Here is a 17,220-nt window from a genome sequence, read left to right as displayed (position 1 = left end):
TTATTTGACGGTCAGCAAGCGTTCGACGGTCCGCGTATGGCGTCCGCCTGTCGTCGTAAAGACGAGCTTGTAAGACCCCTTGTCTTTCAACTTATACGTAAACTTATGGGTTCCATTTCTTAAATTCGATTGCGTGAACGTTTTGACGACCTTCCCGTCCTTATAGAGACTTGTCGTCGTCTTCGCACTCGCGTACTCATCGAAATAGAATGAAAACAGCTGATTCGGCTTGACCGTTGACGGCAACGAGATCTTTGAGATCGGTGCCGGTAACGTCGCCAAGATTCCGGCGTTCAAGCGACCCGTCCCGTAATGCGACTTCGTATCGCCTGATTTTTTCGTCGCTGCGGCATATAACTTACTGCGCATCGTCGTATTCGAGACGAACGGATTCTTCGATTTCGCGAGTGCCAGTACACCGCTGACGACTGGTGTCGCCATCGACGTTCCGTCCAAGTAGCCGTATTTATTCCCGACGATCGTCGAGTAAACCCCTTCACCCGGCGCCATGATGTTGAGTCCTTTGCCGTAGTTCGAGAACGTCGAGGCACGCCCAAGCGTCCCGACCGATCCGACGGCAACGACTTGACTCATCGAGCCTGGGAAAAGAACTTTCCCCTTCCCGTCGTTTCCGGCTGCACCGACGACGAGGATGTTTTTCGCTTCTGCTTTTTTGATCGCGGACTCCATATATGGATCGTATTCATATTGTCCGAGCGACAGATTGATGACATCTGCCCCCTGCTCGATGGCATACAAAATACCGTCGCCGATATCGATCGACCCGGCATATTCTCCGTCAAAGACGTCCGCCCCAATCAGTTTGACACCAGAAGCGACACCGACGATCCCTTGACCGTCTTCACGCGCCCCGACAATCCCCGCGACATGTGTCCCGTGATCATCTGGTTTGCGAATCCCGGAAATCGTCGTCGTTTTATAGATGACATCCTTAAACTCACGGTGTTTCGTATCGATCGCGTCATCGATGATCGCAACACGAACATCCGATTTTCCACGGCTGTACTTCCAGTAAGCCGGAATCCGTGACTGATCGAGGTACGTTTGCTGGAACTGGGCAGAATCCGTCGCTTTTTTGACGTCCGTGATCGGAATCAAATCAGCGTCGATATCCTCTTCCTCGAGATGTGCCAGTGGCTCGACGAGAGAGAATCCTTTTTGTTTCAGGGCACGAATTTCGGTCAGACCTTGATTCGCCAACCATTCTTGTTTTTGTTGTTCTGTAAAGGTTGGGTCGTATTGTACATATTGAGACTGCGCGAAAGCAGACGTTGGCATGGCGACGATTGTCGCTAGCGTGAGTAGTGCAAGTTGCTTTTTCATGGGAACCCTGCCCTTCTCTGTTTACGCGCCGACCGAAGAATCGTCTGGACTAAAGCGGAACCGTACCGTCCGGTTCTTCGCTGACTTCAAAAGGAATGATCTTTCCGATCGTCACGTAAGCATAATAGCGTGCAAGGACCGCACGCCAACGCGTTGCATCGATACCCGTCAGGTCTTCACCTAACGGGGAACCGTCGAACGTCTCGAACTGTTGGCAAAAGAACGCTTCCTCTTCTTCATGCCACGTTACTTCTTCGCCGATGAACCCGGTCGAAAAGCGGACGAAGTCCGCAATCGAGGGTCCAATCACTTCTGCCGGCAAGCGTTCGCTCATCCGTCCGACCAGTTCATACCGGTCGCGTTGTGCTTGTTCCGCTTCTTCAATCGAATGACACAGCAGCACTTCACGATTTATTTCTACTAACACGACATAGTCACCACTCGGTAAATTGACGTGAATCATCCCTACACCCCTTGGATTGGATTCGTGCGGCTTCTAGGTGTCATTTTTTCTTCGATAATTTATAATGTCCATTTTCGATCAAATGTTAATTCAATCGGCTCGTTATCTTTCGACTTTAACATAACGACCCGTGTCGTTTCAATTTGATCGACGAGATCCGCTTGACGAAGAGACTGAATTTCCTTCGATGAACCGGCTTCAATCCGTTCTCTGTACGGGGCAAGCAACTCTTGTTGATTGCTTGCGAGTGCGTACCAGGCAAGACGAGCGAACGGTTCATCCTTTGCTGTCTCGAGCGCATAGCTCTCGAAGATATCTGGAAGATAACTGCTAAATTGATCGAGGGCGTCGATGCGTTCTGCAACGTCGAGAATCGTTAACCAACTCGGGAGAGACAGCAACGATTCACTTGACCACCAGTCGAGTAAATCGACATGTTCTTTAAGTAATTGCTGCGCTTCTGGCCGATCAATCATATGTTGTAGGGTCTGGATGAGTTCGTTCCAGGCAAGTGACCAGTATTCCTCTGATGGATTAGCTGAGAGGAAGAATTGGCGGTAGACCGTCAGTAGTTCCGAAACGTCCGTTAATGGTTCGACTTCCAATCGTTGATTAAAACGACTAACTGCTTTTGTAAAATAACTTGGTTCAAGCGTCAATGCCATATAGAGTAATTTCGGTGCATTTTTAATTTCACCTTGATCGACCGTCTCGAATAATTCTTGAATCCATTCTGGTTGTGGTTGTGTCATAATCCTTTTCCTCCGTTTAGTAAATTTGTTTACTATACCCGAAAAAAGATTAGTTGAATCATGCCCGACCTAGATTGCTCCGATTCGTTGGGCGGTTTCCTCCGAACATAAGACGATCAGCGTTTCATTCTTCGGAATCGTTTCGTCGAGACGTTGGTTCAAATCCAGCCGCTTCCCGTCGGACAGAATCGTCACCCCTTCTTCTAGCAAGTCATGAAACGCATCGCGGTATGTCGCCCATTCCGGTCGCGTCGGAATCGAGAACATCCCTTCACCGTCTTTCGTCAACAGATTCGTCACGACCTTCGTCACACCAGGATGATGGGACGCGAGGATTGCCATCCGGGCAATCGTCTCGTCACCAAGCAACACCTCATCGACCTTGACCTGTTCAAAGCTGTCGAGGTGTTCTTCAAGCATCATCTCGACGATCGTATAGATGTTCGGGTTCGCCCGTTCGATGCTTGAAGCGATCAACAGTGTTCGTCCGTCAGCATGGACCGGCGGAATCGAATGATCAGCGAGGACGATCGCGCGGACCGCCTTTTCGATGTGCGCTCGCTCGAGCGTCGACGTCAGCGCCGGATCACCACAGACGTAATGGAACCGGGGATGACTAAATGGCTCTCGCTCTAGGTCGTCGACGAGGACGACATCCGTATGTTCGAGCAATGACTCAATGACGTGCTTCGAACGCCGACTGTAACCGAAGACGACCGTATGTCCTGTTTCCTTCACTTGTAACAACCCTCTTTCCTTTTGATTACGAATCAACTGGACACCGTCGACCAGTTTTGAGATCAATCCACCGACGATCCCGATCCCGAAGATGAACACGAAGATCGTCAGAATCCGACCGGTATCCGAGTTCGGGAAAAAGTCACCGTATCCGACCGTGACGACGGTCGTCATCGTCCAGTAGACGGCGCGGAAGTAGGAGCCGAACGTCTCCGGCTCAAGCGCGTACATGATACCCGCGACACCGAAGACGAAAATCAACGACGCATACCCGAGCGTCCGCATCCGTAGAAACGAGACTTTTCGTAAAAAACGTAACCAGACCATGTTTTTTTCATTCCTTTCGAACAATCCGGTCTCTTCCCCTGTCAATAAGGGCGAAGGAGGTGATACACATGACACAAGCAGAAGAGATCAAGACGAGTCTCGTCATCGTCTTCGAGCGTAAGGACAAGGTGACAGCAAACGGTGATGCTGTCGTCGCTCGCCGCCGCTACAACGGCTTACGTTCGAATCTTCCAGCAGACGTCGTCGCTTCGATCGGGCAATCGATCGGCAGCTTACTCGACGGACGCTACGCGCTGACGGAAATCAGCCGTGACTACGCTTTACTGAAGGCATAACCCATCCTCTACATTTCATGAAAGGAGTGACCATTGATGGAACATACGATCGTCCTGACGTTCGATACGGTGACGAAAAAACCGTATCGCTTACGGATCGCTGGTGCGAAGGAGAATGCAACCGTGGCTGAGATTAAAGCAATCGGTGACTTGTTCGTCGCCCATGACCCGTTCATGAACGGTGTCACACGTCTCGCGTCCGCTGAATTGCAAAACAGTTCGGAATCGGCATTCGTCTTGTAAGCTTTTTCAGTCCATCGTCACGGGATTACGTGACGATGGCTTTTTTTTGGTATACTAGAAACATCAACCAGCTGAAAGGAAGTCAATTTATGGCCAAACGCCCACTCACTCCTCGCGAATGCGAACTCGTCGTCTGTAGTCTCTACGTAATGGAACTCATCCCGTTCGAAGGCATCATGGAACGTCTCGAATCCATTACGCTCCGAGACATCATCGGCCCCGTCGCACGTGGTGAATCGACGCGGGAGCAAGCTGCTGACGCGCTTGACCAGTACATCAAGGTCCGACGTCGCCGGTTCCGCAACGTCCCACCGGAACATCTGTGGTCGCTTGACGACCGGATTGAACAAGAAGCACTGCGGATGATCCGCAAGCGTTCACCGCTCTCGGCAGGAGAAAAGCTCCAGCCGAAAGCCATTCCTCATGAAATGGGGGATACGGTCGAGATGAAAGTGACCGAAATCCAGGATCGCAACAACAAAGTGACCTTGATCGGAAAAGTCGGTAACGTCACGGCGAAGCTCCCGGTCGCGAACCGTCAAGCTTATAAGGGCAATAAAACGATCTCCGCCTGGATCACGGGTGTCGAGAAGAAACCTGCCTTACTTCATCTGTCGACATCCGACTACGGCAAACATCAGCCGTCAGAAGACGTCAAGGCAGCGTATGCGACTGCCGTCGCCGCGTTACGTCGCTATTTCGAGACGAACGAGCTCCCGACGACCGAAGAAGTCGATCTCGCAAAATCACTGTTTCAACGGATGATCCGTCGCGATCAGAACGATTGGTTCACGGTATACGTCGCGATGGGTCGCCCGCAACTCGATCACGTCCGGCGCTGGGTCAAGGTCATCCAGATGCTCGCCCGCTCCCTGCGCGGGGACGAGGAAGCAACACAACAACTCGCTTCGCAGGAAGATCGTTTCTTCAAGGATGCCTTATTGCGTGCCTGTAAAGCGGCAGAGAAAAACTTCACGTCTTGATGCTTTCGCCTTAGGACGCATTGATTCCTAGTCAAAACGAAAAAAAGAACGCTTCGGACCGGATAACTTTTTCCGGTCCGAAGCGTTTTTTCATTCGTAGATCATTGAATCGCAAAATCATAGATATGCGTTCCTTTTTTATGATTCGCATCTTTGATTTCACCTTGATACATCAGTTGTTCATTCTTCAGATCGATCACAGACACTTGGAATCCTGCGTTCGTCTCTGATGAGAGATAGAGCTGCATCTCGTCCGTCGAATCCAACCAATCGATCTTTTTCAAAACAAGCGGACTGCTTACGCTATGCTCGGATAATCGTTTCGTTTCCAAGTCGAACATCGACCATTCGATTCGTTTCGTCTCCCCTTCCGGCAGACGGAATCCGATTAAATAACGACCGTTCGCATAGGGGGTAAACCCGATTTGTTGCTGATTCAACTCCTTGATGGACTGAACGCTTTTTCCGTCATCGAGGAAATAGGACTGCTTAACGTTTTCATCTTCGCTGTCGGACTTTTGTTCCGTGTAGACGATTTCATTTCGATAAATTGCTAAGAATTGACGAGAGTGTTTAGGTGCTATAGGTTTTTGAAGAATGATTTCTTCGACCCGGTCGCCTGCTAAATCAAGCACAAGGAGTTTCGTTTCCATAGGCTGATCGACACGATCAAGTTGAACATAGACCTTCATCGCCTGTTTATCGACGACACTTGCTTGTAAATCCATCCCCGTCTCAAATTTCGTATCATACTGAAATGTCTTCTCGAACATTTCCTCTGTCTTGAACGTAAACATCTTAAATTGCAGTTTATTGTGTTTAATCTGAATCGCATATTCCGATTGCTCATCCCCACTAACATTTGTTTCCATTTTCGTCGTGAACTCATAATATTTGTCTGGTAAATCCGTCACTCTATCCTTACGGAATAGTTGTCCGACGTAAGAGTTTGACTGTTTTTCGATGTCTCCATTTGCATTGGCATCATAAATCGTCGAACGCATTCCTTTCGTCTGTAAACGTAAATTAAAATTTTCTACTTGCGAAGATTTCCCACTGATGGTCTCGAGGGAAAAGTCTGCGCTTTTGATTGACAGTGTATAGCCGATGTAGCTTCCGATTGTTATGAAAATGATCAATCCATAGATCAGGAGTTGTCGATATCGCTTCATGAAGTCTCCTCCTTAAACGGATAGTCGCGTCTGGACTAGCCGCAGATTTTTGTATGACACATATAACGTTAATAGTACGACGTATCCGAAATAAAATTGCATATGCAGTTGACTCAGGTTGCTTGAAATAGCTGACAATGCTAAGCCTAAAATGATATAACCACCAATCAGCGCAATCCCGTGTAATCCGACGATCAAGAACGCTTTTCCTCTTCGAAACGATCGTTCAAGTAAAACTGTCATGAAAACGAACGAGATGACGATGAATGTCATCAGTAAGATGAATAAAATGTCAGTTGGGTACATCGTATAGAACAACTTCATGTAGAAGGAGTATTCGTTGATGCTGGCTGTGACCTGTTGAGCATCTGGCAACAGCCATAAGTAAAGATTGCGACTAAGTAACAGCAACACCCACTGAATTCCGATCAAACTCGTAACGACAAGTAAAAGTGCCGTCATTTTCGATGCAATAATCGCCCGACGTGACCCCGGTAACAATAGCAATCTGTAAATGTACTTCGTCTCGCCCATCCAGTCGCGATACCAAATCCAGAACGCGAACAAGAGAATCATCCCCATCGCTAAAACAATGATTGAATCGTAAAAATCCGTTGCCTGTGCGAATGTCAACGCACCACCTGCTTGTGCAATTGCGTCCATTTCTGAAATCTGATCGATCCGCATCGTTTTCTCGATCGTGCTTTGATAATCGTAAATCTGATAGAGCAGTGACGCGATTTCTGCGACGATCAATCCTGAAATCAACAACACCAGTAATTTCGTACTTCGTTTCAGTTCTTCATTCGTTAATAACAACCAGCGTTTCATCCTTGATATACCTCCCGCATCCGGTCCTGGACCGATTGATGATGACGGCCGCGTAACTCATCCGTCTCTTTGACTTCGACGATTTTCCCGTCCCGTAAGAACAACACTCGGTCAATCACCTGTTCGACCTCGGCAATTTCATGAGTCGTCATCAGGATGCTCCGTCCTTCCATGAACTCACTTGAGAAAATCCAGGCAATCTGTTCCTTCATGAAGAGATCGATTCCCGCGAGCGGTTCGTCGAGTAATATGTACGGTCGATCGAGGGCGAATCCTAAGACGAGATTGAACTTCGCCTTGTTCCCTTTTGATAAGTTCGCCATTTTATCCGTCGTAAACAGCTGGAACGTCTGCAGCAACCGTTCCGCTGTCTCTTGATTCCAATCCGGATAATGATCCGCCATATACGCGAGCGCTTGTCCGATCGTCATGTAGCTCGGCATCGTCTGGAGATCAGGCACGAACGCGATCTGGTCGCGCGACGTTTTGCCATTGACCGTCACTGTCCCGGCATCCACCGGAATCAGACCGAGTATCGCTTTTAAAATCGTCGACTTCCCTTCCCCGTTCAAGCCGATCAGACATGTCACTTCGTTTAGACCGACAGAGAACGTCACGTCACGTAAGACGTGCTTTTTTCGTCCGTATCGCTTTTGTAGCCCCTTCACTTCAAGCACTAGACTTTCCCTCCTTGATTATCACCATTGTATTAAGACAATAGTACATCTGCTAACTGTATGGTACATGCCATACAGTCTAGCGTCAACCTGTTTTTTCCTGCTATCATCCAGAAAATGAAAAGGAGCCGGACAAAAATGTCCGACTCCGCGAGTATTTTGATTTTGTTTCTACTTTTTATGACCGGAAGAAAGGAGAGCGATTTGTTCACTCGAAATCACTTCCCAGGAAAACGATTCGAGATGAACAAAAAAAGAGAGGACTCCCTGATGGACGCCCTCTCTGAACACGTGACTGGTGTTTCAATAAATATCAATCGTCGACTCCAGTGCCCGGCATGTCCGACGCACGGTCGGTAAGAAGTCGGTCCGTTTTGCGACACCGCCTTCAATCTGGACATGCTGAATGCCTTTCGTCCGCTGCATCGCTGTTAAGACGGTGACCAGCTCGATGAACCAATTCGAGATCAGTTCGACGACCTGTTCGTCAAAAGCGGCAGCGCCATACACATCATACCCGTTCTCGCAGAGATGGTTCGGGAAGCGGGCTTTGAACCGATGAATCAAAGTGTCCGTCGTCGGAATCAAAAATTCGTCGTAGATGACACGTTGTTCGGCATCAAGCGTTTGTTCTGTCACACCATCCATCATTAAATGTGGCTGATTGCCGATATTCAATGTCCAACTCGTCTTCTTTCGCTCGCCAGTGGAAGTGATCGTTCGCATGGTTTCATCCATCTCCTTTTGATGTGTAAGCGTTTACCTTCTCATTTTACCTGTCATTTGACTAGTTCTGCAACCGTCAACTTGACCAATTTAAAAGATGACTTCGCTTGACATTCAGTCTATCAAACTCAACGCTTTTTGACGATGTCAGGAATTAACATCGTCCTTATAGATGTAGACGGCGACGAGGTCGATCAAGACATGGATGACGATCAGCGGCCAGAGTGTCTCGATCGCTAGATACAAGTAGCCGAATCCCGCTCCGATCAGTCCTGTCACGAGAATCGCGAACCACCCTTGATAACGATGGGCAATCCCGAACAGGATGGCACCGATCCAGACGAAGCTGACTTCAGAGAACGGTAAAAATAATCCAAGCGTATGGAAGAGAAACCCGCGATAGATCAACTCTTCCGTCACCCCTGCCATCAGCGCGACCATCTGGAATCCGGTCCGCTCCTCTTTCGTTCGCGGCAGAATCAGTCGCTCCGCCTCACTTTGATAGAGCGGCAACAAACGTTTGCGAAACGCTGGAACGGTCGCTGTCAAAAGCAAGACGATACAGAGAAAGACGATCAGTCCGATCGTCGCGTACCAGATTGGTCCACTTGGGACAAAAAACGTCAAGCCGATTTCCGGTAACAGCGTACCGCTGACCAGCGTTCCACCGACGAGCAACAGACATAAGATACCGCTCGACTGGACCATCGAGGGGTAGAATTCCTTGCGAGGAACGATCGTCAAATCGACCGGACGGACCGCTGCGATGATTGAAAGGACGACGAGCAATCCGAGTAAAAAACCATTTACGAAGAGATACATGACTTCGACTCCTTTTTTGATTCCACACTCCCGTCACAGAAAGTGCTATTAGACCCTACTAAAATATGATACCATTCAGTGGAATCCTATACAGAGGAGAGAACAATATGCGAAAAGTTTTTCGAGTCAGCATCTTGTTCGTACTGTTCGCCCTCATCGTCAGTAGCTTCATCTACTGGCAAAATCGGGAACGTGTTCAAAATGAAATGTATCGTACGTATTATGGACAGCATGGCGTACCTGCCGAGAACATCGACATCTACGAACAAGCCGCGGCACGTTACGGCATCGACTGGAAGCTACTCGCCTCCATCCATCGCGTCGAGACGATCTTCTCAAACTCGTCAGCGATGCAATCGTCCGTTGGCGCCATCGGTCCGTTCCAATTCATGCCGAAAACATGGGTCGGTTGGGGATACGAAGGTGGCACGTCGCTCGGTGACATCGAGCATGACGGCATCGACGTGACGGATCCGGAAGCCATCGAGAAATATGGTGGTCTCGGAGTGGACGCGGACGGCGACGGGAAAGCCGATCCGACGAGTCTCGTCGACAGCGCCCACACGGCAGCGAAATACCTGAACCAACACGATGTTACGAAGACATCAGACCGAGACACGCTCGCGACAGCACTGTTTGAATACAATCGCAGTGAACAATATGTTTCTGACGTGCTCGCCCAATATGATCGTTACCAGCAACACGTCGAGGCGATCGATGCGAACGACCTCGACCTCAAGAAGAAGACACTCGCATTCTTCCTTCGCATCAGCTCACGTTTGACCAATTAAAAGGAGGCACCACCATGACACCAGCCGATTCTTCCGAACTCTTGATTGAGGAATCGTCGATCCGCGTCCAGACGACGTTTGATCGAGACAAGACGAAACGCTATTTACGCAGCTACATCTTTGACGACATCGCAGAAGGGACGCACGTCGCCGCTTTAATCTACACACCACGGACGACGGATGCCTTTCTCTCTGGAACGACGACACAACGTGCGTACAATTTGATGAAGAAGTATGTCAGTGACCCCGTCAAACAATATGACATCATCAGTTTGATGCCGGACCTGCTCGTCAGCGAGGATCTGCCGTTCGCGCAAGCGAGCTTCGATGAGATGAACTATGAATTCGTCGCGAAGACACTTGCTGAAGTCAAAGCAAAAAATGGCGTCGTCCTCTGTGGCTGGGGATCGCCTGGTCGCCTGATGCACCACCTGCCGGCATATGAGGAACTGTTTGAGCAGTATGCCGACATCCTCTATTGCTCCGGCATCACGAACAAAGGTGAACCGAACCATCTGCGCTTGACGATGGACGATAGCCCGATGATCACGTACAACGACATGAAACAAAAAGCGAAAAAATTGCGTCGTAAATGACACAATGGACCCTTCCATAACGGATAGGGTCTTTTTTTGAAACATTTCCCATCAGCTTCGCGTATAATCAAGGTCTACATACTACATAGCAAGGAAGGTCATACGATGCCATTTTGGGATAAAGAGTCACAAGAAGAAACGATGATTTCAGTCAAAGAAACAGACATTCAACGAATCGAGCAAGCCGTCAACGGTCGACTCCCCGTCCGTTACCTCGAACAAATCCAGGAACAAAACGGTGGTGCCCCAGAAGCTATGGCCGTGATGGTCGAGTTCAAGAATACATGGTCGGACGCAGAAAGCGGATTGCACCTCCCACTCCGCTCCATGACGTCATTGACATTCGAACGGTATCTGGACGAATTGTCGGTCCTCAGGGAATGGGATGTCGAGGGAAACGTCATGATGTTCGCGGAAGGAGAAGGGAGCTATTTTTGGTACTTCCACTTCACGGAAGCTGCTGAGCCGACTGTCTGGTGCCTCGATATTTCGGATGAGACGACCCATTTCGTCGCGGCGACCTATGACGAGTGGTTAACGAAGCTGAGTAGCGATGTTCCGGAAGTCGTCATGCCGGATGTCGTATTTCTGACGTTACCTGAAATCAAGGACATTCTCCGTGGAGATGACGAAAACGAAAAACTTCTCGCCTACTCCCACTGGATGATTCTCGATGAAGAACAGGAAGAACTGATCGAAGCGTTCATGACACTGATCGAACGAAACGACCAGCCTGATTTCCTCGACTCCTATGCGTATTACCTCATGGAAGTCTTGACGAACAACCCGGAGTTGTTAGAACAGAAACGAGATGACGTCACGACCTTGATCCTCAGTAAAGGTGACGATCTCGATGCAGAAGACTTGCTATCTTGGATGGATGAAGAGATAGACGAAGAGTTCTGACCTCAACCATAAAGCCAGTATTCCTCGTCCATACGGATGACGAATACTGGCTTTTTCGCATGCCTATTCAATCATTTAAGACAACATCAACTCAAGCAGGCAGTCGACGAGATCCTTCTCGAGTTCGAGTGCTTGCAACTGGTGCATCATGTTGACCGGGTCGAGCTTTTGTGACAGCAGACGGTACAAACGATCCTTCAAATCATAGCTGATTTCCGCTTGGTCGAGAAATCCATACAACCGGTCCATCTTATTCTCGTTCGTCGAGATCTCAACTTGGAGCGACAACGTGATCGTATCGGTCACTTCACCCAGTTCAACGCGAAGGGACTGCGTCGCATGATCATAGACGCCGGTGACACTCTCTCCGTCGCGCTGAACGTATCCTTCACGGACTCCACGTAAGATCAACGTAATCGAGCGGTTTTCGGGTAACAAGTCACGGTGTCCGGTTGGTGCCGCGATCGTCAACTCACGTGCTTCCCAGTCGAGCGCAAACGTCGTCTCAACGTTGACACCATCGCGGTGCGCGACACCCGTGCTATCGTCTTCGAACAACGTAAACCGGTTCGATGCTCCCGGGAAGACGACGACTTCGAGATCGTCCGGATTATGCAGGGCATTCGACTGTTCGAGATGACGACCGAGTGGAACAATCGCACCGGCTTTTGCGAGTACGCCTTGGTCTTCGAGATAACGGAACAGACGGATCTGCTTGCCGCCGCGGTATCGGTGCCCATTAAAGAAATCGAACCATTCCCCTTCCGGCAACCACGCTGTCGTCGCCGTCATGTGCAGTTTCCGGTGCATTGGTGTGACCATCGGCGCGACGATCAATTCCGTTCCGAAGTAGAACTGATTCGGAACGTTGTATGCTTGATCGTCTTCCGGATGCTCATAATACATCGGTGAGACGAGTGGCAAGCCGTCAAAGTGATTACGGGCATTCATCGTGTAGATGTACGGCACGAGTTGGTGTCGGAGTCGTAAATAGTTCTTCATGACGTTCGCCGCATCGGTCGAATAACGCCATGGTTCTTTCCCGTTGAAGATGCTCATCGTACTGTGCAGGCGCATGATCGGACTAAAGACACCGTACTGGAGCCAACGTGTCGATAACTCGTCATCTTTCTCCCCGCGTTGGTGACCCCCGATGTCATGGCTCCACCATCCATAACCGATGTTCGACGCCGTCGCCGTGAAATACGGCTGGAATTGGAGCGATGCCCAAGAGATGATCGTATCGCCTGAGAAACCAACCGGATAACGATGACTTCCGGGTCCCGCGTAACGCGAGAAGATCAACGGTCGATTACCATCGCGGGCAATATCAAGCGCGTGATAATGATTGAGCATCCAGAGCGGATCAAGCCCCTTCATCTTCGAGTTCGCGCCCTGCTGCCAGTCGATCCACCAGAAGTCGACGCCATCTGCCTCGTGCGGATGATGCAGCTTCGTAAAGTAGTTCTCGATGAACGTCCGGTCCGAGAAATCAAACGGGATCCGGACATCCGATTCGGGATCGACGCCCATCGCGACCGCCATCGCCTCGTAGGCTTCTTCAAACCCACGCACACCGTCCGCCGGGTGCAAGTTGAGCGTGACCATCCGGTCGTCGTCCTTCAACCATTGCAAGAATCCGCGTGGATCCGGGAATAGATCACGGTTCCACGTGTAGCCTGTCCAGCCACTTCCGTAGCGTTCCGGGATATCGGTGACGTGCCAGTCCATGTCGATGACACTGACCGAGAACGGAATGTCTTCCGTCTTGAAGCGTGTCATCAAATCCTTGTATTCCTTCTCACTATAACGCCAGTAGCGACTCCACCAGTTGCCGAGTACCTGACGTGGTAACATCGGCGTCGGTCCTGTCAGGTGGTAGAAGTCACGCAGTGCCTGTTTGTAGTCGTGACCGTATCCGAAGTAATAGATGTCATGCGTCCCGGAGCGTCGCGGTTCGACGAAGTGGTCTTCCGTCAGGACGAAGGCGTTCGAGTCGTCAATCGCCGCGTAACCTTGCCGGGAGAGAATCCCTTCTTCAAGTGGGATGACGCCGTCCGCATGGTCAAGCGTCCGTGCCGTTCCTTTTAACGTCCGGAGCGGTCCGCCGAACGTATAGCGGCTGTAGTAGGTACTGAAGTTCCCTAAGACATCGATATAGAGTGTGTTCGCAGCGAACGGTCCCTTCGTATAATGCAGATGGACGTGCTCGGTGATGATTTGCAATTCTTCCTCGTTTTCGACGATGCGGTAAGCAGGTACCGGAAAATCACGATTGAAGACCGTTTGGGTCGGTCGATCCTCGAACTGTCCATCCGCCGCGTACTCAAGTCGGATCATCCGACTCGTCAAGACCGTGAAACGGTAGACATCTCCTTGGATGATGGCGTCTGGTCGTGCTTGTGGTTTCATGTCGCGCGTGTAGAAATGGGATTCATCAATTGTTCGCATACGGGTTCGGGACTTGCGCCCCTTTCACTTCCTTCCAGGCTAAGTAGTGTGCAACCGATTACACATCTAGTGTATAAGAGTTCATGTTCCCACTTCAAGGAAGAATGAATCAAAAAAACGTCCCGCACCTGAAAATCGATGCGGGACGTTGCGTCATAATAGTGGTGAAATCAAGCGCGAGAGCGACTCAAAAATGCGGAAGCGAAGCGGACGTTTGACGTAATCGTTCGATGATAACTGAATCGACACATCGAAATCAGCGATGAAGTCACGCTCGAGCTGTTCCGTACTTTCTGTGTCGTACAAGAACGCCATCAGTTCATAGTTGAGGACAAAACTGCGAATATCCATATTCGCCGTTCCGACGGCACCGATCTTCCCGTCGACGAGAAACAGTTTCGCATGGATGAAGTGACGGTTATACGTATAAATCTTGACGCCGTCCTTCAAGAGTGGTCCGAAGTAAGACCGGGTCCCGTAATAAGACGTAAAACTATCGCCTTTACCCGGTGTCAGGATGCGAACGTCGAGTCCGGCACGTGCCGCGAGTCGGAGTAGCGTCATCGTCTCATTGTCCGGAATCAAGTACGGTGTCGCAATCCAGATCGAACGTTGCGCTGCGATGATCGCGGCAATCAACGCATTGCGAATCGCCGGGTCCTTTGAGGTCGGTCCGCTCGTGACGATTTGAATCGCCCCGTCTGACGCCACATCATGTTTCGGGAAGTACTGGTGGATTGACTCATCCCCCGCAAACGTCTCCCATGTGTCATCCGATTCGATTTGGGCATAGATCCAGTCGTCGAGGAACGTCGCTTGTAATTCTTTGACGGCACGTCCTTCGAGCCGCAAATGCGTATCACGCCAAAACCCGAACTTCTTACTCTTGCCGTCGTACTCATCCCCGACGTTCAATCCGCCGGTGAAGCCAACTTTTCCATCAACGACGACGATTTTCCGGTGATTGCGGAAGTTCGCCGTGAAGATGAACAAGGGACTCGAGATTGGATCATAGGCTGCGATATGCGCTCCAGCATCGCGTAGCGGGCGCAGGAAGTTCTCACCGAGCATATAGCTTCCAAGTCCGTCATACATGAACCGCACCGTTACTCCGGCTTCGAGTCGTTCCATCAACGCTTCACGGATTGCCTTGCCTGTCTCATCGTTCCGATAAATGTAGTACTGGATGTGGACATGATGCTGCGCTTGACGAATCGCGTCAAGAATCGATGGGAATGTCTCTTCACCGTTCGTCAGGATGTCACTTGCTGTATGAACGTCCACCCCGCCGCCACCGAAGTTACGAATCGTGTTCGCAAGCTTCAAGTGATTCGGTGGCAACTCACTGACAGCAAGCGACCGAACTGGACGAATCGCTTGCTTGAGCAATTTCCGTTCGTCATGCGAACGACGATTCCGACGGCGACGCCGTGGATTCCGACCGAACATCAACCAGATGATGACTCCGAGAATCGGTAAGAAAATCAGAACGAGGAACCAAGCGATCGTTGATTCTGCTGTCCGGTTTTCGATGAAAATGATCATGATGACGGCGAGCGGCACGACCGTCGCTGAAATCGTTAAGACATAAAATAAATAGCCGAGTTGATATAGTCCCCAAATGATGCCACCGGCGACTAAAAATACGAGTGCGAATTGTAAAATCCGGTTGCGCACAGATTTTCCTCCTTCAATTAACATACCTTCACTAGTATTCTTTCCCCATTCACTATGAAAATATAACAAAAAAGAGAAACCGCAGATACGGTTTCTCGAAAGATTGACCTCTTATAAAAATGTTTCTTCGTACATCTCGCGACCAGGAATTGGATCATTCAATGACGCCCAGTCCGTTTCGTCTGCTTGGACGAGACACGCATCGAATAGCGCTTCGAGCTTCTCTTGTTCTAGTCCGATGCCGATCAAGACGAGTTCGGTCCGTCGATCCTCATCTGATGCAAAACGACCAGCGTATTCCATGTTCGACGCATATCCTGCCTGATGGAACAGCAATGCCATCTCGGGACGTGTCGCAAGGAACAAGAATCCCTTCGCCCGGACGACTTCTTGCGGCCAGTCTTCGATCAAGGCAAGCAAACGCTCCGGGTGGAACGGCACGTCGCGCTTGTAGACGAACGAGCTGATCCCATACTCTTCCGTTTCCGGAATATGTTCTTCCGCATTCAACTCACGGATCCAACCAGCACTAGATGCCGCTTGTTCAAAATCAAATAGATCAACATCTAAGATGTCTGCCGGATCGACTTGACCATACGTCGTCTCGATCAAACGGGCAACTGGATTTAATGCCTTTAGATAACCGATGACGGTATGGCGCTCTTCCGGTGTCAGGCGATCGACTTTGTTCAAGACGATGATGTCCGCGAACTCGACTTGATCGACGAGTAGATCGACGACTTCGCGCACGTCTGTTTCATCGACTGCCTGTTTCCGTTCAATCAACGATTCACCGGACTCGAAGTCCTTCAGAAAACGATATCCATCGATGACCGTGACCATCGCGTTGATTTTCGTGACTTGTGATAAATCGATTGCACTGTCCGGATCTTCGTACGTGAAAGTCTGGGCGACCGGAATCGGTTCCGAGATACCACTCGATTCGATGACGATACCGTCAATATCTCCTTGGTCGACGAGGCGTTTGACTTCAAGCAAAAGATCATCGCGTAACGTGCAGCAAATGCAGCCGTTCGAAAGCGTGACGAACGACTCTTCCGTTCGCGAGAATCCGCCTTGCTCAATCAATGCCGCGTCAATGTTGACCTCACTCATGTCGTTGACGATGATTGCGAGGCGGCGCCCTTCGCGATTATGTAGTAAATGGTTCAATAGTGTCGTTTTACCGGATCCAAGATATCCAGATAAAACGGTGATCGATATCGGTTGCATCATCATTCATCTCCTAAAACGTAATCGTTACGCTTTATAGAGTAACCGACTTTTTACCTGACGTCAATCGTAATGATTTCGATTTATTTTGTTCCCTAAAAAAGCCGATAAGCATCGACTCAAGGAGTAGACCAGGCTGACTCCAAAAAAATGACGCATCTTCTCACGCCCTTTCCTCAGGTGAGACACAAG

The 17,220-nt window shown here is 49.8% G+C and carries 18 protein-coding genes; 6 read left to right on the top strand and 12 right to left on the bottom strand.

What is annotated here, in order from left to right; genetic code table 11:
• The 4 genes from KNQ08_RS03035 to KNQ08_RS03020 form a co-directional block, all read right to left on the bottom strand.
• On the bottom strand, positions 1–1,344 hold the full coding sequence (locus KNQ08_RS03035) for a S8 family peptidase (RefSeq protein WP_214804612.1): 1,344 nt from the start codon (positions 1,342–1,344) through the stop codon (positions 1–3).
• Between the two features lie 49 nt (positions 1,345–1,393).
• Positions 1,394–1,807, bottom strand: coding sequence for a hypothetical protein (locus KNQ08_RS03030; RefSeq protein ID WP_023467922.1), 414 nt, complete (start codon positions 1,805–1,807; stop codon positions 1,394–1,396).
• 59 nt (positions 1,808–1,866) lie between these two features.
• The gene (locus KNQ08_RS03025) at positions 1,867–2,559 is read right to left on the bottom strand and encodes a hypothetical protein (RefSeq protein ID WP_064300103.1); all 693 of its coding nucleotides are present in this window, start codon (positions 2,557–2,559) and stop codon (positions 1,867–1,869) included.
• Positions 2,560–2,628: 69 nt separating this feature from the next.
• Positions 2,629–3,624, bottom strand: coding sequence for a potassium channel family protein (locus tag KNQ08_RS03020; RefSeq protein WP_251133606.1), 996 nt, complete (start codon positions 3,622–3,624; stop codon positions 2,629–2,631).
• A 68-nt stretch (positions 3,625–3,692) separates the two neighbouring features.
• Here KNQ08_RS03020 and KNQ08_RS03015 point away from each other — a divergent pair, with 68 nt between their 5' ends.
• The 3 genes from KNQ08_RS03015 to KNQ08_RS03005 all read left to right on the top strand — a co-directional run bounded on the left by KNQ08_RS03015 (position 3,693) and on the right by KNQ08_RS03005 (position 5,146).
• Positions 3,693–3,920 carry a DUF1659 domain-containing protein gene (locus KNQ08_RS03015; protein WP_023467919.1) on the top strand — a complete coding sequence of 76 codons (228 nt, stop codon included), beginning with the start codon at positions 3,693–3,695 and terminating at the stop codon, positions 3,918–3,920.
• Between the two features lie 36 nt (positions 3,921–3,956).
• A complete protein-coding gene (locus KNQ08_RS03010) occupies positions 3,957–4,163 on the top strand; it encodes a DUF2922 family protein (RefSeq protein ID WP_029341392.1) in 207 nt (68 codons plus the stop codon).
• An 89-nt stretch (positions 4,164–4,252) separates the two neighbouring features.
• Positions 4,253–5,146: a hypothetical protein gene (locus KNQ08_RS03005; protein ID WP_023467917.1), complete on the top strand. Its 894-nt coding sequence runs from the start codon at positions 4,253–4,255 to the stop codon at positions 5,144–5,146.
• A gap of 101 nt (positions 5,147–5,247) precedes the next feature.
• On the opposite strand, the gene KNQ08_RS03000 is transcribed toward KNQ08_RS03005, so the two are convergent.
• From KNQ08_RS03000 to KNQ08_RS02980, 5 genes are all read right to left on the bottom strand, one after another.
• Positions 5,248–6,318 carry a hypothetical protein gene (locus KNQ08_RS03000; RefSeq protein ID WP_214804608.1) on the bottom strand — a complete coding sequence of 357 codons (1,071 nt, stop codon included), beginning with the start codon at positions 6,316–6,318 and terminating at the stop codon, positions 5,248–5,250.
• A 12-nt stretch (positions 6,319–6,330) separates the two neighbouring features.
• Positions 6,331–7,149, bottom strand: a complete 819-nt coding sequence (locus tag KNQ08_RS02995) for a hypothetical protein (protein WP_214804606.1) — start codon at positions 7,147–7,149, stop codon at positions 6,331–6,333.
• Entirely contained in the window at positions 7,146–7,826 is a 681-nt protein-coding gene (locus tag KNQ08_RS02990; RefSeq protein ID WP_050677058.1) for an ABC transporter ATP-binding protein, read from the bottom strand. The genes KNQ08_RS02995 and KNQ08_RS02990 overlap by 4 nt, the downstream gene beginning before the upstream one ends.
• Positions 7,827–8,129: 303 nt before the next feature.
• Positions 8,130–8,564 (bottom strand): hypothetical protein, encoded by a 435-nt coding sequence (locus KNQ08_RS02985; RefSeq protein ID WP_230088650.1) that lies wholly within the window; start codon positions 8,562–8,564, stop codon positions 8,130–8,132.
• Positions 8,565–8,699: 135 nt separating this feature from the next.
• The gene (locus KNQ08_RS02980; RefSeq protein ID WP_214804604.1) at positions 8,700–9,374 is read right to left on the bottom strand and encodes a CPBP family intramembrane glutamic endopeptidase; all 675 of its coding nucleotides are present in this window, start codon (positions 9,372–9,374) and stop codon (positions 8,700–8,702) included.
• Positions 9,375–9,481: 107 nt separating this feature from the next.
• On the opposite strand from KNQ08_RS02980, the gene KNQ08_RS02975 reads away from it, so the two are divergent.
• The 3 genes from KNQ08_RS02975 (at position 9,482) to KNQ08_RS02965 (ending at position 11,667) form a co-directional block, all read left to right on the top strand.
• Entirely contained in the window at positions 9,482–10,165 is a 684-nt protein-coding gene (locus KNQ08_RS02975) for a lytic transglycosylase domain-containing protein (protein ID WP_214804602.1), read from the top strand.
• A gap of 14 nt (positions 10,166–10,179) precedes the next feature.
• Positions 10,180–10,761 (top strand): DUF1643 domain-containing protein, encoded by a 582-nt coding sequence (locus KNQ08_RS02970; protein ID WP_075642144.1) that lies wholly within the window; start codon positions 10,180–10,182, stop codon positions 10,759–10,761.
• Positions 10,762–10,866: 105 nt separating this feature from the next.
• Positions 10,867–11,667, top strand: a complete 801-nt coding sequence (locus tag KNQ08_RS02965) for an SMI1/KNR4 family protein (protein WP_214804600.1) — start codon at positions 10,867–10,869, stop codon at positions 11,665–11,667.
• A gap of 75 nt (positions 11,668–11,742) precedes the next feature.
• Here the strand turns inward: KNQ08_RS02965 and KNQ08_RS02960 are convergent, their stop codons facing one another.
• The 3 genes from KNQ08_RS02960 to KNQ08_RS02950 all read right to left on the bottom strand — a co-directional run bounded on the left by KNQ08_RS02960 (position 11,743) and on the right by KNQ08_RS02950 (position 17,028).
• Entirely contained in the window at positions 11,743–14,118 is a 2,376-nt protein-coding gene (locus KNQ08_RS02960; RefSeq protein ID WP_214804598.1) for a glycoside hydrolase family 31 protein, read from the bottom strand.
• 153 nt (positions 14,119–14,271) lie between these two features.
• Positions 14,272–15,795 (bottom strand): cardiolipin synthase, encoded by a 1,524-nt coding sequence (locus KNQ08_RS02955; protein ID WP_214804596.1) that lies wholly within the window; start codon positions 15,793–15,795, stop codon positions 14,272–14,274.
• A gap of 111 nt (positions 15,796–15,906) precedes the next feature.
• Positions 15,907–17,028 (bottom strand): GTP-binding protein, encoded by a 1,122-nt coding sequence (locus KNQ08_RS02950; protein WP_064300410.1) that lies wholly within the window; start codon positions 17,026–17,028, stop codon positions 15,907–15,909.
• Positions 17,029–17,220 lie beyond the last annotated feature (192 nt).

The sequence above is a fragment of the Exiguobacterium sp. s46 genome (genome assembly GCF_018618875.1).
Lineage (GTDB): Bacteria > Bacillota > Bacilli > Exiguobacteriales > Exiguobacteriaceae > Exiguobacterium_A > Exiguobacterium_A abrahamii.
The sequence above is the reverse complement of the archived record's forward strand: the minus strand, read 5'-3'. Positions and strand labels throughout refer to the sequence as shown.

What these genes read in the sequence shown, in the direction of transcription:
- KNQ08_RS02970 (WP_075642144.1), top strand. Translation starts at nt 10,180, where the DNA reads ATGACACCAGCCGATTCTTCCGAACTCTTGATTGAGGAATCGTCGATC.
- KNQ08_RS03010 (WP_029341392.1), top strand. Translation starts at nt 3,957, where the DNA reads ATGGAACATACGATCGTCCTGACGTTCGATACGGTGACGAAAAAACCG.
- KNQ08_RS02950 (WP_064300410.1), bottom strand. Translation starts at nt 17,028, where the DNA reads ATGCAACCGATATCGATCACCGTTTTATCTGGATATCTTGGATCCGGT.
- KNQ08_RS03025 (WP_064300103.1), bottom strand. Translation starts at nt 2,559, where the DNA reads ATGACACAACCACAACCAGAATGGATTCAAGAATTATTCGAGACGGTC.
- KNQ08_RS02980 (WP_214804604.1), bottom strand. Translation starts at nt 9,374, where the DNA reads ATGTATCTCTTCGTAAATGGTTTTTTACTCGGATTGCTCGTCGTCCTT.
- KNQ08_RS03030 (WP_023467922.1), bottom strand. Translation starts at nt 1,807, where the DNA reads ATGATTCACGTCAATTTACCGAGTGGTGACTATGTCGTGTTAGTAGAA.
- KNQ08_RS03000 (WP_214804608.1), bottom strand. Translation starts at nt 6,318, where the DNA reads ATGAAGCGATATCGACAACTCCTGATCTATGGATTGATCATTTTCATA.
- KNQ08_RS03020 (WP_251133606.1), bottom strand. Translation starts at nt 3,624, where the DNA reads ATGGTCTGGTTACGTTTTTTACGAAAAGTCTCGTTTCTACGGATGCGG.
- KNQ08_RS02965 (WP_214804600.1), top strand. Translation starts at nt 10,867, where the DNA reads ATGCCATTTTGGGATAAAGAGTCACAAGAAGAAACGATGATTTCAGTC.
- KNQ08_RS02995 (WP_214804606.1), bottom strand. Translation starts at nt 7,149, where the DNA reads ATGAAACGCTGGTTGTTATTAACGAATGAAGAACTGAAACGAAGTACG.
- KNQ08_RS03035 (WP_214804612.1), bottom strand. Translation starts at nt 1,344, where the DNA reads ATGAAAAAGCAACTTGCACTACTCACGCTAGCGACAATCGTCGCCATG.
- KNQ08_RS02975 (WP_214804602.1), top strand. Translation starts at nt 9,482, where the DNA reads ATGCGAAAAGTTTTTCGAGTCAGCATCTTGTTCGTACTGTTCGCCCTC.
- KNQ08_RS02960 (WP_214804598.1), bottom strand. Translation starts at nt 14,118, where the DNA reads ATGCGAACAATTGATGAATCCCATTTCTACACGCGCGACATGAAACCA.
- KNQ08_RS02985 (WP_230088650.1), bottom strand. Translation starts at nt 8,564, where the DNA reads ATGGATGAAACCATGCGAACGATCACTTCCACTGGCGAGCGAAAGAAG.
- KNQ08_RS03015 (WP_023467919.1), top strand. Translation starts at nt 3,693, where the DNA reads ATGACACAAGCAGAAGAGATCAAGACGAGTCTCGTCATCGTCTTCGAG.
- KNQ08_RS03005 (WP_023467917.1), top strand. Translation starts at nt 4,253, where the DNA reads ATGGCCAAACGCCCACTCACTCCTCGCGAATGCGAACTCGTCGTCTGT.